This window comes from Clostridium sp. ATCC 25772 (genome assembly GCF_001573875.1).
Lineage (GTDB): Bacteria > Bacillota > Clostridia > Clostridiales > Clostridiaceae > Clostridium_J > Clostridium_J senegalense.
The window spans coordinates 219,303-234,254 of record NZ_LFRG01000010.1; the positions used below are offsets into that span (position 1 = coordinate 219,303).

Genomic DNA, 14,952 nt, shown 5'->3' on the forward strand with positions numbered 1-14,952 from the left:
ACATTATATATAATATATTTTTTATAATTTTAAAATAACCTCAAACTATTTTATATATTATTTATTTAAACATTATAACTCAATAATTTAAAATTATTTTTCAAAACTACATTATATAATATTTTTTTTAATTTTCATAGTTAATTTATTACCTAATATATTACAAAACAAGAATTTTATTCAGAAGTTTCCTTTAAACTAATAAAATAAAACTTTTATATTCGGTTAAAATAAGACTACAAACAACAAAAGGAGGTGAAAAACAATGGGATATAATAGAGTATTAGTTCCAGAAGCTAAAGAAGGATTAAACAACTTCAAAATGGAAGCTGCTAAAGAAGTTGGAGTTAATCTTAAAAATGGCTACAATGGAGACTTAACTTCTAAAGAAGCTGGTTCTGTTGGTGGTCAAATGGTTAAAAAAATGGTAGAATCTTATGAAAAAAATTTATAATTAAATTTATAAGATAATAGAATTAATTATACTAATTCTATACTATCTACCTAAAATTATTTAATTATTCAATTTGATTAGGAGGTGCTCTACTATGAGTAGAAACAGAGTATTAGTTCCAGAAGCTAAAGAAGGATTAAATAACTTTAAAATGGAAGCTGCTAAAGAAGTTGGAGTTAATCTTAAAAATGGTTACAATGGAGACCTAACTTCTAGAGAAGCTGGTTCAATTGGTGGCCAAATGGTTAAAAAAATGGTAGAGACTTACGAAAGAAATCTGTAGTAGGCTAATTTACCTAGGGTTTATTAAATCTAGTCTCTAATTTAATAATTATATAAATTAGAGATACATTAATAAGGAGGTGCTCATAATGAGCCAAAATAGAGTATTAGTTCCAGAAGCTAAAGAAGGATTAAATAATTTCAAAATGGAAGCTGCTAAAGAAGTTGGAGTTAATCTTAAAAATGGTTACAATGGAGACTTAACTTCTAGAGAAGCTGGTTCTGTTGGTGGTCAAATGGTTAAAAAAATGGTAGAATCTTACGAAAAATCATTATAATAAAACTTTTGACACTTTATCAAATATCAAACAAGCTACAAAATTTTATATTAAAAACCATTTAAAGTATTTAAATATACTTATATTAAAGGAGGCAATTTAAATGAGCAGAAATAGAGTATTAGTTCCAGAAGCTAAAGAAGGATTAAACAATTTCAAAATGGAGGCTGCTAAAGAAGTTGGAGTTAACCTAAAAAACGGTTATAATGGAGACTTAACTTCTAGAGAAGCCGGCTCAATTGGTGGCCAAATGGTTAAAAAAATGGTAGAAGCTTACGAAAGAAATTTATAATAAATACGTTTCAAAATTTATTATAAACCTTTAACCTGATGTTTGATATATAGTTTAGATTTATAGTATATTACTATATATTAATATCCCATAAAAGAGTTATTTAAAATATTTTAAATATTTTAAATAACTCTTTTCTTTATTTTTTATAAAAATCACTTTTTCAAAGACAATTCTTATTAAATTTTCACATAAAAAAGATTGTATCAGATTTATAGATACAATCTCTTTTTATAATTAATTATTGAAAAGAGTTTGATTTGTTTTTTTTAGCATCATCTGCTTGGATTTTATTTTCTATAGATTTTGCATTACTTAAACTATTTTGAACTGAGTTCAATTCATTTTGTAATTGTGCTTTAGTACTATTACTTTCAACAGTATTAGCTGCACTATCAATTGAATTTTTAACATTTTCCAATTGGTTTATTGAATTTTTAACATTTTGTTTAGCATTTTTTTTAGCCATTTGCTGTTCCTCCTAAAATATTCTTTTTACAAGAATATTATGTGCAACTATATTTTAAATATACTTATGATTTTTAAGTTTACACATCTATGTTTTTAATCTATAATTTAAATTTATTAATCCAATATTTTTTTAGAATCTCTTTGAACCTCTAATGTTAATAGAATCAATACCTATCTTTTTTAATTATCAAGTAGTTTTAATTTCCAACTTATTTCCTTATCTCGCTCTTGATTTTAGGCTGTTATAAATATATAATTATTATAGTATTGGCTAAGACAGTTCGTAACCATCCTGTCTAAAAACAAAACTATGGAGGTATATATAAATGAATAAACAAAACAATACTAAAAAAATTGCATTTGCAGCTCTTTTAGCAGCAATATATGCAACACTTACTGTAACTCTTAACTTTATGAGTTATGGGCCTATTCAAATTAGAATTGCAGAAGGATTAACAGTTTTACCTTATTTCTCACCTTATGCGATTTGGGGACTTTTTTTAGGTTGCTTAATGTCTAATATTATTAGTCCTATGGGCATTCCTGATTTAATAGTAGGTTCTTTAGCTACTTTATTAGCTTCTTATTTAACCTATAAAATTGGAAAAAGCAATTTAAAACATAAAAGATTATTAGCTCCACTTCCAGCGGTATTAGTTAATGCTATTGTAATTGGAAGTATGTTAAAAGTTCTTTATGCTCCAAATGTACCTTTGATTTTCAATATGATTTATGTTGGAATAGGTCAATTTATTTGTTGTTATGGATTAGGACTTCCATTAATATCAGCTTTAGAAAAAAATTCAAAGATAAGTAATATGCTTAAACTAAATTAAGATTTAAAATAAGGAAAAAGCAGTAATATATATTACTGCTTTTATATTTTTATTGTATCTTAAAATTATTTATTTTTAGTTGCACTGATACATTTCCATTATACTCATTAATTGATGGTGAAAAAATTAAATCTATTTTCATACCACAAGGATTTTCTAGCATATATTCATAACTCTCACCATATGCTTCTTTTAAATTTTCTATAAATTCCTCTACTTTATTAAAACATATTCCATCTATATATTTATTTGTATCATTAATTCTACATCTTAATTTTAATGTATTTTTATTTTCTCCTAATATACTTATTTTTTCTATAGATACATTTTTTTCAGCAAGTACTGGAGATGCATTTCCTTTTCCAAAGGGCTCTAAGGTTTTCAATTCATCTATAACTCTAAAATTTATATTTTTCAATGACAATCTTTCATCTATCCTTATTTTATATATTAAATCATTCTCTGTTAATGTACATAATTCATTTATTTTTAACCTAAAATCATTAATATTTTCTTTTTTTATTGAAAGTCCTGCCGCCATAGGATGTCCACCAAACTTTTCTAAAAGACTTTTACATTTTATTAATTCTTCAAACATATTATATTCTGAAATAGATCTTGCTGAACCTTTAGGCATTTCTTTTCCTTTAGTTAAAACTATAGTTGGGCGATTATAACTATCTTTAATCCTTCCAGCAACTATGCCTGCTATGCTCTCATGTATTTTTTCATTATAAATTACTAAAATTTTATCATTTTTCAAATTAGAATTTTCTATAATTTCCCTTACTTCCTCCACTGCCTCATTTGTTAATTCTTGTCTTGTCTTATTCAGTTCTACTAAAGTTTTTGCCAATTCTTTAGCTTTTTCTTCAGTGTCTGCCAATAATAAATCTACAGATAAAAATGCTGTTTCCAATCTTCCAGTAGCATTTATGCATGGTCCTATTAAAAAACCTATATGATATGAAGATACTTCACCTTTTATGTTTAACTCTTCTTTTAAAGCAGCAATGCCTAAATTTTTAGTATTCGCTAAAATTTTCAATCCTTCTTTTGCTATGATTCTATTCTCATCAACTAAATCTACTACATCACAAATGGTTCCAATAGCCGCCATATCTATAAGTTCATAAGCTTTTTCTTTAGGTATATTCATCTCATTATAAATACCTTGGGCAAATTTAAAAGCTATTCCTGCACCACATAAATTTTTAAATGGATAATCGCAATCTAATCTTTTAGGATTTATAACTGCATCTGCATTAGGAAGCTTATATACTCTTTCTCCTTTTTCTTTCTCTTCAAAAGGAAGTTCATGATGATCTGTAACTACAATAGTCATTCCTAACTCTTTTGCTTTTTCAACTTGTTGTAGTGCTGATATTCCATTATCACAAGTAATTACCACGTTATAGCCTTCTTCTTTAATTTTTTCAAGTCTTTCGCTTGACATACCATATCCTTCTGTTTCTCTATTGGGTATATAATAGTTTACCTTTGCACCACATAAAGTTAATGCTTTATATAATATTACTGTACTCGTAACGCCATCGGCATCATAATCTCCATAAATCATAATTCTTTCTTTATTTAAAATAGCACCTTTAATAATATTTATACCATTTTCCATATCCTTCATTAAAAACGGATTATTCAAATCTTCTAAATGTGGATTTAAAAATTTTTTCATATCTTCTATGGTATTAATTCCTCTATTTATCATAATTTTTACTATGAGAGGACTCACGCCTAAAATTCTTCCGACTTTATCTAAATTAGTTTTTGTAGTTCTCAACATCCATTTAGTTTTCATTTCCTCACCCCTAAAATATAATATAAAACATAACGCATAAATAATATTTTATATATTTACTTACTTAAATACAATAATTTAATTTTATCATATTTTCCATTTAAGCAAAGGTTATATAACTTTTAATTAATAATTATTATTTTAAAATTATTATTACTATTGATTTTTAATAATTATTTGATAGAATTATTTATTATATATAAATTTCAAAATATGTTTAGGAGGAATATTATGGATAAATTACTTTTTGGAATATCAGGTCTACCCTTAGGTGAACTTAACTCTAAATTTACCTATAAAACAGGCATACCTTATTTGAAGACCTTAGGATTAGATGCTATGGAATTACCCTTTGTTAGATCTGTTAATATTACTGACAAAAATAAAGATGATGTTTTAAAGGCTAAAAATGATAATAACTTTTATCTTTCAGCTCATGGATCATATTATATAAATCTAAATGCAGATGAAATTGAAAAACAAGAAAAATCCATAGAAAGAATTATTCAAGGTGCTGAAGGTTTAAAAAAAGTTAATGGCCGTAGTTTAATTTTTCATCCTGGGTTTTATCTTAAAGATTCAAAAGAAGAAACTTTTGAAACTATAAAAGAAAATTTGCTTAAACTCCCCAATATAGGTATCGATTATAGACTTGAAACTACAGGTAAAGGAACCCAATTTGGTGATTTAGAAGAATTAGTATCCCTTTGCAAGCATGTACCTACATGTAAACTTTGCGTTGATTTTTCCCATATTCATGCAAGATATAATGGTGCATTAAAAAGTTATGATGATTTTGCTAAAATATTAACTTATATAGGTGACAATTTAGGTGAAGATGCTTTAAATGATATGCATATACATATATCTGGAATAAACTATGGTGAAAAAGGTGAAAAAAACCACTTACCTTTTGAAGAAAGTGATTTCAATTATAAAGCATGTATGAAAGCATTTAAAAATTTTAATATAAAAGGTTGTATCATTTGCGAAAGTCCTATACTTGAAAATGATTCCTTATTACTAAAAAATACTTATCAATCTCTTTAATAAAAAACTATGAAACTATTTATATAAATAATTTCATAGTTTTTTATGTTTTTAACTAACCTGTAATTACTTGTATTGTAGGATTTTTTAACACTTTATTCACAATCTCTAGAATTTCATTTTCTGTTATATTTTCAATTTCAAATTCATCAAATAATAAATTACAATCGCCATACATAAGTTCATATATAGCAGTATTAAAGCTTAACGCTATTGATTTTTCAAGACCTAACATTCTTTTCAATTTACAGTTTTTAACTATAGACTGTATTTTTTCCTCTGTAAATATCTTTTTAAAATTTACAGTTTTTTTAATGTTATCATCTATTAATTTCATTGCTAATTCTATATTTTCCTTAGATGTTCCTAAACTTATTGAATATAATTTTATTCCTGATTCATTTTTCAAAAAACCTTTTATATCATATACTAGCCCTCTTTTAGTTCTTATTTCATCATACAAAACTGAGCTAGTTCCCTCTCCAAAATAACTATTAAAAATTCTCAAAATGGTTATTTCTCTATCACTTAACTCATCAATAGAAAAGATATACTGTATTTTACTAGAATTTATTCCTTCTTTATATTCATAAAAAATATTATTTATATTTTTTTCATAAATGATGCTTTCTTTTTCTTTTTCTTTAATATAGCCATTTTTAAAATAATTTTCAACTATCTTTATCACTTCTTCAAAGGATATAGATGAAACTACTGATATAACCATATTATTAATATGATAGTACTTATTATAATATTTTTTCACATCTTCTATAGTATATTTTTTTATTAAACTTTCATTTCCTATAATTAAATCTTTAATTCTTCTTTTAGAAAATCCATTATATAAAACTTTATCTTCACAATGTTGTGATACATCATCACTCCATTCTTTAAGTTCTTCACATATAACTGAAATTTCTTCTTTAAAATATTTCTCTTCAAATGTAGGATTTAAAATTATATCACTATAAAGTTCTAATCCACGTTCAAAGTCTTCTGATAAAGATGTTCCATAATATACTACATAAGGATAATTTGTCATAGCATTATGAAATCCAAAAATTTTATCACACTCTTTGTTTATATCTATTTCACTTCTACTTTTTGTTCCTTTAAATACCATATGCTCTACTATATGACTAAGCCCTATTTCATCTTCTCTTTCCTTTATGGCTCCACCATCTATTGCTATAGTGAAGGATGTAATATCTGTTTTTGTATTAGTATAAATCAATTTTAATCCATTATCTAAAACTATTTTTTCCATATCTTACCCCTATTTATAAATTTTAAAAATAACTAGCCAAATAGACTTTTAAGCTCTATATTAGCTAGTTATTATTTTTTATTCTATATTTACTTCTGCAATTTCATCATCTAGTAACTGCATTATACTTCTTCCTCTTCCAGCTCTATTTTGAGGTATTATCTCATTTATAGATATCTTTTTACTATTTCCACTTACAGTAGTAAGAATTAAACTACTATTTAATTTATCAACACAAACCTCATCATTAATAATATCTTCATTTGCATCTACTATTTTAGCATAACTAACTATATCATCATCTTTTAAACTAATAGCAGTTACCCCACTAGCATTTCTTCCCATAGGATTTATGCTTTCTAATGCAAATCTTATAGCCATTGCATTCTTAGTAATAACTATGATATCATTTTCACCCTTATCTTCTACAACTTTTATAACATTATCGGCACCTCTTAATTTGCATGCTACTGTATCTATATAGCTTCCACTAAACTCTGTAATGTTAGTTCTTTTTATTAATCCATTTTGTGTTATAAAATAGAAACTTAAATCATCATTATATTTATTAAAAGAATACATTGATATTATAGTGTCTTTAGGATCATACTCTTCTACAAATTCTTTCAATGAATTACCTTTTTTATTACCTACATTATGCAACATATATCCCTTTAATTTATATACAATCCCACCTTCAGTGAAAATTAATATTTCTTCCATACTGTTTGTTAGAATGCATACATCTTCTTGTGTAGCTCTTTGAGATACTCTTAGTAAATTTTTAGAATTAATACTTAAATAGAATTCTTTAAAATAAAACTCACCAGTATATTCAGCATTTATTCCCTCATCGTTATTAGGCAATGTATATATTTCACTTCCCAAAGCATTCTTATCTGTACATTCTAAAGTAGGCTCCTCTACAGTAAACACCAATCCATTTTTACTTTCTATTTTTATAAACTGTTCTTCTCTATCTTTGTTTAATATTGACACATTTATTAACTTTTCATCACGTCTAAGCTTTATAGCTAGAAGCTTAGAGTAATTAGTATTAAATTTACTAAGCTCTGTTTTTTTCAAGATTCCTTTAGATGTTATAAACATTATATCTAAAGGTTTTTCAAAAGCATCTATTACAAAAGCATTAATTATTTGTTCATTATCTAAATTTAATGTTTTTATAATACTTTCAATTTTTTCGCCTTTTTCTTTCCATTTAAATTCTGGTATATTATTTATCTTTACTTGATACATATTACCTAAATTAGTAAACATCACAAGAGTATCTTTTGTATTACCCTGTATCAGAAATTTATTAAAATCTCCTTCTCTATGCTCTATATCATTTATATCCTGTGAAGTTCTAATAAATGATTTTTGAGCAATTCTTTTTACAAATCCTTCATTAGAAAGTGTAATTACAACGTCTTCTTCAATTATCAACTCTTCTACTTCAATTTTAGCTTCTTCATCATTCTCAACAATAACAGTTCTTCTATCATCATTATACTTATCTTTTATTTCTAAAAGTTCTTTTCTTATAACCTTTATAAGTTCTTTTTCATCACTTAATATTTTTCTTAACTTTCTCATAAAGCTTTCAAGTTCTTTATATTCCTTTTCAAAAGTTTTAACCTCAAGACCTGTAAGCCTATACAGCATAAGCTCTAAAATAGCTTCTGATTGTATTTGAGTAAATGCAAAGTTATTTATTAAGTTTATAGACGCATCCTTTTTAGATTTAGATTGTCTTATCGTCTTAATAACATCATCCATGACATCTATAGCTTTTATAAAACCTTCTACTATATGAAATCTTTTTTCTGCTCTTTCAAGGTCTTTTTTTGTTCTTTTTGTTACAACATCCTTTTGATGATTTATATAATGAGATATTATAGATTTTAGTCCTAATGTTTCAGGCTTTCCATTTGCAATAGCTACCATATTAAAGGATATATTACATTGAAGCTCTGTTTTTTTAAATAAATATTTTTGAACTTTATTTACAAGTTCTTTTGTTGCACTTTTTTTAAATTCTATAACAGCCCTAATTCCATTTCTATCTGATTCATCTCTTATATCTGAAATTATATCTAATGCTTTTGAATGTTTTTTATCACCGGTCATATCTGATATGTTTTGAAGTATTTTAGCTTTGTTTTTTCTATATGGGAATTCATTTATAACTATAGCTAATCTATTATTTTCTAGTTCTTCTATATGTGTTTTTGCCCTTAATGTAACCTTTCCCTCTCCTGTCTCATATGCAGCTAGTATAGCATTTTTTCCTATAAGCGTTCCACCTGTTGGAAGGTCCGGTCCTTTTATATAGTTCATTAATTCTTTTGTGGTTATTTCACTATTTTCAGCATAAGCAAGTGCACCATCTATTACCTCACCTAAATTATGTGGTGGTATATTTGTAGCAAGTCCTACAGCTATACCAAAAACTCCATTTACTAATAAATTAGGATATCTAGCAGGTAATACTGTAGGTTCCTTTTCTGTATCAGAATAGTTTAAATCCATGTCTACTACATCTTTTTCTATATCTCTTAACATTTCCATTGCAATATTAGAAAGTCTCGCTTCAGTATAACGCATAGCTGCTGCACTATCTCCATCTATACTTCCCCAGTTTCCATGACCATCTATAAGTGGCATTCTTGTTGAAAAGTCTTGAGCTAATATTACCATTGCATCATATACAGAAGTATCTCCATGTGGATGATATTTACCTAATATATCTCCTACAATTCTAGCTGACTTATAATACGGCTTATCCGGATATGCCTTTAACATATATGCACCATAAAGAATTCTTCTATGAACTGGCTTTAATCCATCTCTAACATCTGGAAGTGCTCTATCTTTTGCAACCTCAACTGCATAAGGAAGATAATTCTCTGGCATAGCTTCATCTATTGGTGTATTTAAAATATTGTTATCTTTTGGTATTTCTTTATTTATTTTTTTCGCCATAAATTCTCCCTCCTAAAATTCTGCATACTTATACATATAATTTTTTCTTGGTTCAACAATATCACCCATTAAAAGTGAAATCATTTTTTCAGCTTTTGCCGCATCTTCTATTGTAACTCTTTGAAGTGTTCTTGTTTCTGGATTTAGTGTTGTGTTCCATAATTGATCTGGATTCATCTCTCCAAGACCTTTATATCTTTGAATTAATGCACCTTTGCCAATTTTTTTCTTAGCTTCTTCTAATTTTTCATCATTATAAACATAAATATTTTGTTCTTTATTTTTAACATTTTTATAAACCTTATATAATGGTGGAAGTGCTATATAAAGATGTCCATTTTGAATTAATTGTCTCATATATCTATAAATATATGTCATCCATAGTGTTCTAATATGATACCCATCCACATCAGCATCACTTAATATTATTATTTTATCGTACTTAAGATTTTCTTCTTTATAACTATCTAAAATTCCAGTTCCAATAGCTGTATTAAATATTTTTAATTCTTCACTAGCAATAACATTTTCTAGCTTTTGTTTTTCCGTATTCATTATTTTACCTTTTGAAGGCATTATACTTTGAAACCTTCTATCTCTGGCTTGCTTTGCACTTCCTCCTGCCGAGTCACCTTCAACAACTATAAACTCAGTAAAACTATTATCTTTTAGTGTGCATACTGCTACTTTTCCTGCTAAAGGAGAAGTTCCATTTCCTATCTTTTTCTTTTCTGCATCATTTATTTTTTTTATTTTTTCTCTACGTTGAGATGCAAGTATAGCATTATTCATTATACTTGTAGCAACTTCTTTGTTATCTTCTATCCATTCTCCAATTTTATTATAACAAAGTTCGTTCATCATAGAATAAGCTTCAGCATTACCAAGCTTAGTTTTAGTCTGACCTTCAAATATAGGGTTACTAACTTTTATTTTAACTATTGCAGTCATACCCTCCCTTAAATCATCACCTTCAAACTCTTTATCTTTTTCCTTGAGAAGATTAAGTTTTTTACACCATTCTTTGAATATTCTCGTCATACCAGTCTTAAATCCTGTTTCATGGGTTCCAGCTTCAGTAGTTGGAATATTATTTACATAACTTGCTATGTACTCCGTTGTTGAATCTGTAAACTGTATACAAACTTCACCTTCTAAATTCAATCCATTTATTTGTTTTTCTCCGCTAAAAATTATAGGATCTTTATGCAATGGTGTTTTACTTTCATTTAAATATTCTATAAAATCTAAAAGTCCTCTTTCTGAATGATAAACTTTTTCCACTGCCTCTTCTTTTCTTTCATCTCTTAAAACTAAAGTTATACCTTTATTTTGAAAAGCTAACTCTTGTAATCTTTCATCTATAATATCAAACTTATAGTCTACGTTCCCAAATATTTCTTTATCTAATAAGAAAGTTATTTTGGTACCTGTTTTTTTTGTATTTCCTATTGCTTCTAAAGCAGTAACAGGTGTACCTGGCATTTTTCTTTTTAATTGCTTATCATGTGCATACTCAAATCTTTGTCTAAAAATCTTACCCTTTTGCATTACCTCTACTTGAAGCCACGAAGACAATGCATTAACAACAGCTGCACCAACACCATGTAGCCCCCCAGATGTTTTATAATTAGAATTGTTAAACTTTCCTCCAGTATGGAGCTCAGTATAAACCATTTCTACTCCTGATTTTTTCTTTAAAGGATGTATACCAGTAGGAATACCTCTACCATTATCCGTAATTGTTACACTTTTATCTTTATTTAATATAACTTCTGCTTTATCACCATATCCATTGGCAACTTCATCTATAGCATTATCTAATATTTCCCAAATACAATGGTGTAATCCTTTAGTTCCTGTAGAACCAATATACATACCAGGTCTTACTCTTACAGGCTCTAATTTTTCTAAAGAGGTCAAATCCGTAACTTCATAACTATTAACTTCCTTCATTTTAAGCCTCCTATGTTAATTATTTTACTTTATTTTCAAAATTAAAGAGTTCTAAATTCATATTTCAACTCTTATATATTTTTAATTCTTATTATTTTATAAACACAAATAAACCTTATATAAATAAATTTTGCTTAAATAAGTGTCTAAATATTTACCTTCCTCTTATCATAATTATTAAATAAAAAACTTCAATTATGGAGGAAAAAATTTGATTTTTTCATAAAATCTATTTTAAATACATCAAGGAATATATTATAACCTATTTTTATTAAAATACAAAATTTTATATATTGTGTAATTTTAATTAATTGAAAATAGACAACTAGTAACCTATTAATATTTATCTTAGCTTTATAAAAACAATACAAAAATCAATAGTTACATTCTATTTTTATATTGTTTTAAATCAAGTATAATATTAATTTTAATAATTACCAATTGCCATTTTTAATAATTGTTATTTGAATCAAATTGTAAATTTTGTGAATTTCTTAATACTCTAAATATGTATATAAAGATAAACTACTTACTTTTTTAAATGATTATCTACAAAACTCTCTAATTCTTTAGCCGCTTTTTCTACTGTTGAAACAAAAATTTTCAAGTCGTAATCATATTGATTAGCACTATGCATATACATTGGATCATAGTACTTTACCATAAGTTCTTTTACTACTTCTTCATAGTCATTTTCCATAACTTTTTTGCAAAATTCTTCTAAACATTCTTTACTTAAAATCTTTTTTATTTTAATTATTGAATCACAGATTTCTTCATTTGATGTTTTACATTTAGTATATTCTTTAACTATTAAATTACATCTAAAATCTAAATCTGCATCTACAAATATATGTATTCCATTTTTCATTGATTCATGTATGTACTCTGGAATAATTACTCTACCTATCCTTTTGCTCTCCGCTTCTATAAAAACAAAGTCACTATTCCTATGTTTAAGTTCATTTAAAATTAAACTTTCAAACTTTTTCTGTGAATTAACATCACCAAGGCCTACAGATCCTAAAATAGAACCTCGATGATTAGCAAACCCTTCTAAATCTAATATATCATACCCATCAGATTTTAATTTTTTTAATATTTCTGTTTTACCTACACCTGTATTGCCATGAAGAACTATATATTTAACTTGTTCATTGACCTTTGGTAATTCTTCTAAAACATAACTTCTATAACTTTTATATCCACCTTTAATCCTTTCAACTCTCATCCCTAGAGATGATAATAATGCAACTAAAGATCCACTTCTCATGCCACCTCTAGCACAAAAAAGTACTATTTTTTTATGATTTTTTCCCAATTCCAAAAATTCATCGTATATTGACGGCAATTTTTTCGATACTATTTCCATACCAGTTCTTTTAGCTTTTTCTGTAGATTCCTGTTTGTATATAGTTCCTACTAAAGCTCTTTCTTCGTCATTAAAAAGTGGTATGTTTACAGCACCTGGAATAGTATTTTCTTTATATTCTAGTGGACTTCTAACATCTACTAAAACATAATCTCCTTTTAATTCCTTATATTCTGTGGTCTGAAACATAATAAGCCTCCAAATCTTCAATTCACAATTCACAGTCCACAAATAATAAATATTTATTTAAAAATCTATATATTTTTATGCCTTGTGAATTATAAATTGTTAAAGTTTCTACTCAAAGTTATATTTTAATAGTTTCAATGCACCAATGTCAACATATGCTTAATTTAAATTTTAAATAATTATTATTATTTTTTTAAATTTATTAAACAAAATAAAAAAAGGTGTCTTTTAAAAATTATTATATCAAAGTCTAAAACACCTTGTTTTTATTAGTTTATTTTGTTTTTTAATTTAATCATATAATTTAATTAAGCTTCAATTTGTTATTTTATTATAATATAGGTTGTTGATTGTTCATTGACCAACCATCACTTCTTATATCCATCATATCTATGGTATCTTCTTTACTTTTTACATCTTTTAGTTTTTTTATTACCCCAAATTTATTTTCAAGGGATAATTCATCACCTTTCCCTGATATAATCCAAAGTGTTTTGTATTTTCCTGGTTTTACTTCTAATTCTCTTTCTCCTTTTCCATCTGTAAAATATATTAATATATTTGTATCTGTATTATTTACATATTTAAATACTGGTGAAAAACTAGTGCCACCCCTAGTATTTAATCTATCCTTTATATCTTTTGAAATTTTAACTTTATATGTCCTTCTAATTTTAGTGTCACACTCTATTATTGTAATTTCATATTTATAATTTTTAACAATATTTAACACTTCATTTATTGCCTCATTAAATTCTTCATCACTTATACTTCCACTTATATCTATAGCTACTACAATTCTAGCAATATGATTAGAAAGTTCCCCCCTTAAATCTAATCTATTAGGCTGTCTTCTATTTCTTCTTGTTATTGTCTTTTTTCGTCCTTTTTCTAGTGTTCCCATAATTTTTTTTAAGTATAAATTCCATGAAATCTTATTATTATTGGAGTTCAAATCTGATAGGATGTTTTCCACATAGAAATCAACATTATTTTTTTTAGAATCATTAACAATCTTTTGGGTTATACTTTTTACAATCTTTTCATCATAAAAATCACTTTTTCCCCAACTATCATGGGTTCTAGCTACATCATATTCTTTTTCTATTGAATCGTTTTCTTTTGTATCCTCCTCTTCTCCATCTTTATTATCATCTAATAAATCTAATTCCTTTTGAATTTCTAAGATATATTCCTCCATACTCCTATAAGGCTTTAAAGCTAAATTATACTTTAAATTTACCCATTCAATAGTTGTTGCATATGGTGGCAAATAATCAAGATATTGGTTTACGACTATATCCATAGCCATATTTATAGCCAGCGTACTAAATTTGTTTTTTAATTCTTTACCTCTTACTAAATGTAATGATATTATATGTATAATTTCATGTTTAATTGAGGTTTTCATCTGATTTAAATCTAACATTAAAAACAATATTGGATTAAAATATATAGTATATCCAGAAATATTCAGACTTATAGCTGTAGGTGATGTAACATCATATTTTATTTTTCTATCCATTTTCAATAAAAAGTATCCATAGAAATTTTCACTATCATCTATTAATAAAAAATTAATTTTATCTATTAATTGAAAAAATCTATCCTCAAAATCATTATTTATATCTTTTATATATTGAATATTAGATATTTCATTGTATAACTCTTCCTTTAATTCATAAAAACTTTTCATAA

The 14,952-nt window shown here is 26.1% G+C and carries 13 protein-coding genes; 6 read left to right on the plus strand and 7 right to left on the minus strand.

Features of this window, described 5'->3' with window-relative positions:
• The first annotated feature begins 265 nt into the window (after window positions 1–265).
• The 4 genes from AZI32_RS05715 to AZI32_RS05730 all read left to right on the plus strand — a co-directional run bounded on the left by AZI32_RS05715 (window position 266) and on the right by AZI32_RS05730 (window position 1,306).
• Complete coding sequence (locus AZI32_RS05715; RefSeq protein WP_010292473.1) at window positions 266–454, plus strand: alpha/beta-type small acid-soluble spore protein; 189 nt, start codon at window positions 266–268, stop codon at window positions 452–454.
• A gap of 94 nt (window positions 455–548) precedes the next feature.
• A complete protein-coding gene (locus AZI32_RS05720; protein ID WP_010292475.1) occupies window positions 549–737 on the plus strand; it encodes an alpha/beta-type small acid-soluble spore protein in 189 nt (62 codons plus the stop codon).
• Between the two features lie 88 nt (window positions 738–825).
• The gene (locus AZI32_RS05725) at window positions 826–1,014 is read left to right on the plus strand and encodes an alpha/beta-type small acid-soluble spore protein (RefSeq protein ID WP_061994933.1); all 189 of its coding nucleotides are present in this window, start codon (window positions 826–828) and stop codon (window positions 1,012–1,014) included.
• Between the two features lie 103 nt (window positions 1,015–1,117).
• Window positions 1,118–1,306, plus strand: coding sequence for an alpha/beta-type small acid-soluble spore protein (locus tag AZI32_RS05730; protein WP_010292479.1), 189 nt, complete (start codon window positions 1,118–1,120; stop codon window positions 1,304–1,306).
• Window positions 1,307–1,547: 241 nt separating this feature from the next.
• On the opposite strand, the gene AZI32_RS05735 is transcribed toward AZI32_RS05730, so the two are convergent.
• Window positions 1,548–1,775 carry a hypothetical protein gene (locus tag AZI32_RS05735; RefSeq protein WP_061994934.1) on the minus strand — a complete coding sequence of 76 codons (228 nt, stop codon included), beginning with the start codon at window positions 1,773–1,775 and terminating at the stop codon, window positions 1,548–1,550.
• 328 nt (window positions 1,776–2,103) lie between these two features.
• Between AZI32_RS05735 and AZI32_RS05740 the strand changes: the two genes are divergently transcribed.
• Window positions 2,104–2,613, plus strand: a complete 510-nt coding sequence (locus tag AZI32_RS05740) for a QueT transporter family protein (protein WP_061994935.1) — start codon at window positions 2,104–2,106, stop codon at window positions 2,611–2,613.
• A 49-nt stretch (window positions 2,614–2,662) separates the two neighbouring features.
• Here the strand turns inward: AZI32_RS05740 and recJ are convergent, their stop codons facing one another.
• Window positions 2,663–4,429: a single-stranded-DNA-specific exonuclease RecJ gene (recJ, locus tag AZI32_RS05745; protein WP_061994936.1), complete on the minus strand. Its 1,767-nt coding sequence runs from the start codon at window positions 4,427–4,429 to the stop codon at window positions 2,663–2,665.
• Between the two features lie 231 nt (window positions 4,430–4,660).
• Here recJ and AZI32_RS05750 point away from each other — a divergent pair, with 231 nt between their 5' ends.
• Entirely contained in the window at window positions 4,661–5,479 is an 819-nt protein-coding gene (locus tag AZI32_RS05750) for a TIM barrel protein (RefSeq protein WP_061994937.1), read from the plus strand.
• A 55-nt stretch (window positions 5,480–5,534) separates the two neighbouring features.
• Here the strand turns inward: AZI32_RS05750 and AZI32_RS05755 are convergent, their stop codons facing one another.
• From AZI32_RS05755 to AZI32_RS05775, 5 genes are all read right to left on the minus strand, one after another.
• Window positions 5,535–6,749 carry a pitrilysin family protein gene (locus AZI32_RS05755; protein WP_061994938.1) on the minus strand — a complete coding sequence of 405 codons (1,215 nt, stop codon included), beginning with the start codon at window positions 6,747–6,749 and terminating at the stop codon, window positions 5,535–5,537.
• Between the two features lie 78 nt (window positions 6,750–6,827).
• The gene (locus tag AZI32_RS05760; RefSeq protein WP_061994939.1) at window positions 6,828–9,737 is read right to left on the minus strand and encodes a DNA topoisomerase IV subunit A; all 2,910 of its coding nucleotides are present in this window, start codon (window positions 9,735–9,737) and stop codon (window positions 6,828–6,830) included.
• A gap of 12 nt (window positions 9,738–9,749) precedes the next feature.
• Window positions 9,750–11,693: a DNA topoisomerase IV subunit B gene (locus AZI32_RS05765; protein ID WP_061994940.1), complete on the minus strand. Its 1,944-nt coding sequence runs from the start codon at window positions 11,691–11,693 to the stop codon at window positions 9,750–9,752.
• A gap of 529 nt (window positions 11,694–12,222) precedes the next feature.
• On the minus strand, window positions 12,223–13,254 hold the full coding sequence (gene mnmH, locus AZI32_RS05770) for a tRNA 2-selenouridine(34) synthase MnmH (RefSeq protein ID WP_061994941.1): 1,032 nt from the start codon (window positions 13,252–13,254) through the stop codon (window positions 12,223–12,225).
• Between the two features lie 331 nt (window positions 13,255–13,585).
• Entirely contained in the window at window positions 13,586–14,950 is a 1,365-nt protein-coding gene (locus AZI32_RS05775; protein WP_061994942.1) for a VWA-like domain-containing protein, read from the minus strand.
• Between the last annotated feature and the right edge of the window lie 2 nt (window positions 14,951–14,952).

Coding starts and splice junctions, on each gene's coding strand:
- AZI32_RS05715 (WP_010292473.1), top strand. CDS start 266: ATGGGATATAATAGAGTATTAGTTCCAGAAGCTAAAGAAGGATTAAAC.
- AZI32_RS05720 (WP_010292475.1), top strand. CDS start 549: ATGAGTAGAAACAGAGTATTAGTTCCAGAAGCTAAAGAAGGATTAAAT.
- AZI32_RS05725 (WP_061994933.1), top strand. CDS start 826: ATGAGCCAAAATAGAGTATTAGTTCCAGAAGCTAAAGAAGGATTAAAT.
- AZI32_RS05730 (WP_010292479.1), top strand. CDS start 1,118: ATGAGCAGAAATAGAGTATTAGTTCCAGAAGCTAAAGAAGGATTAAAC.
- AZI32_RS05735 (WP_061994934.1), bottom strand. CDS start 1,775: ATGGCTAAAAAAAATGCTAAACAAAATGTTAAAAATTCAATAAACCAA.
- AZI32_RS05740 (WP_061994935.1), top strand. CDS start 2,104: ATGAATAAACAAAACAATACTAAAAAAATTGCATTTGCAGCTCTTTTA.
- recJ (WP_061994936.1), bottom strand. CDS start 4,429: ATGAAAACTAAATGGATGTTGAGAACTACAAAAACTAATTTAGATAAA.
- AZI32_RS05750 (WP_061994937.1), top strand. CDS start 4,661: ATGGATAAATTACTTTTTGGAATATCAGGTCTACCCTTAGGTGAACTT.
- AZI32_RS05755 (WP_061994938.1), bottom strand. CDS start 6,749: ATGGAAAAAATAGTTTTAGATAATGGATTAAAATTGATTTATACTAAT.
- AZI32_RS05760 (WP_061994939.1), bottom strand. CDS start 9,737: ATGGCGAAAAAAATAAATAAAGAAATACCAAAAGATAACAATATTTTA.
- AZI32_RS05765 (WP_061994940.1), bottom strand. CDS start 11,693: ATGAAGGAAGTTAATAGTTATGAAGTTACGGATTTGACCTCTTTAGAA.
- mnmH (WP_061994941.1), bottom strand. CDS start 13,254: ATGTTTCAGACCACAGAATATAAGGAATTAAAAGGAGATTATGTTTTA.
- AZI32_RS05775 (WP_061994942.1), bottom strand. CDS start 14,950: ATGAAAAGTTTTTATGAATTAAAGGAAGAGTTATACAATGAAATATCT.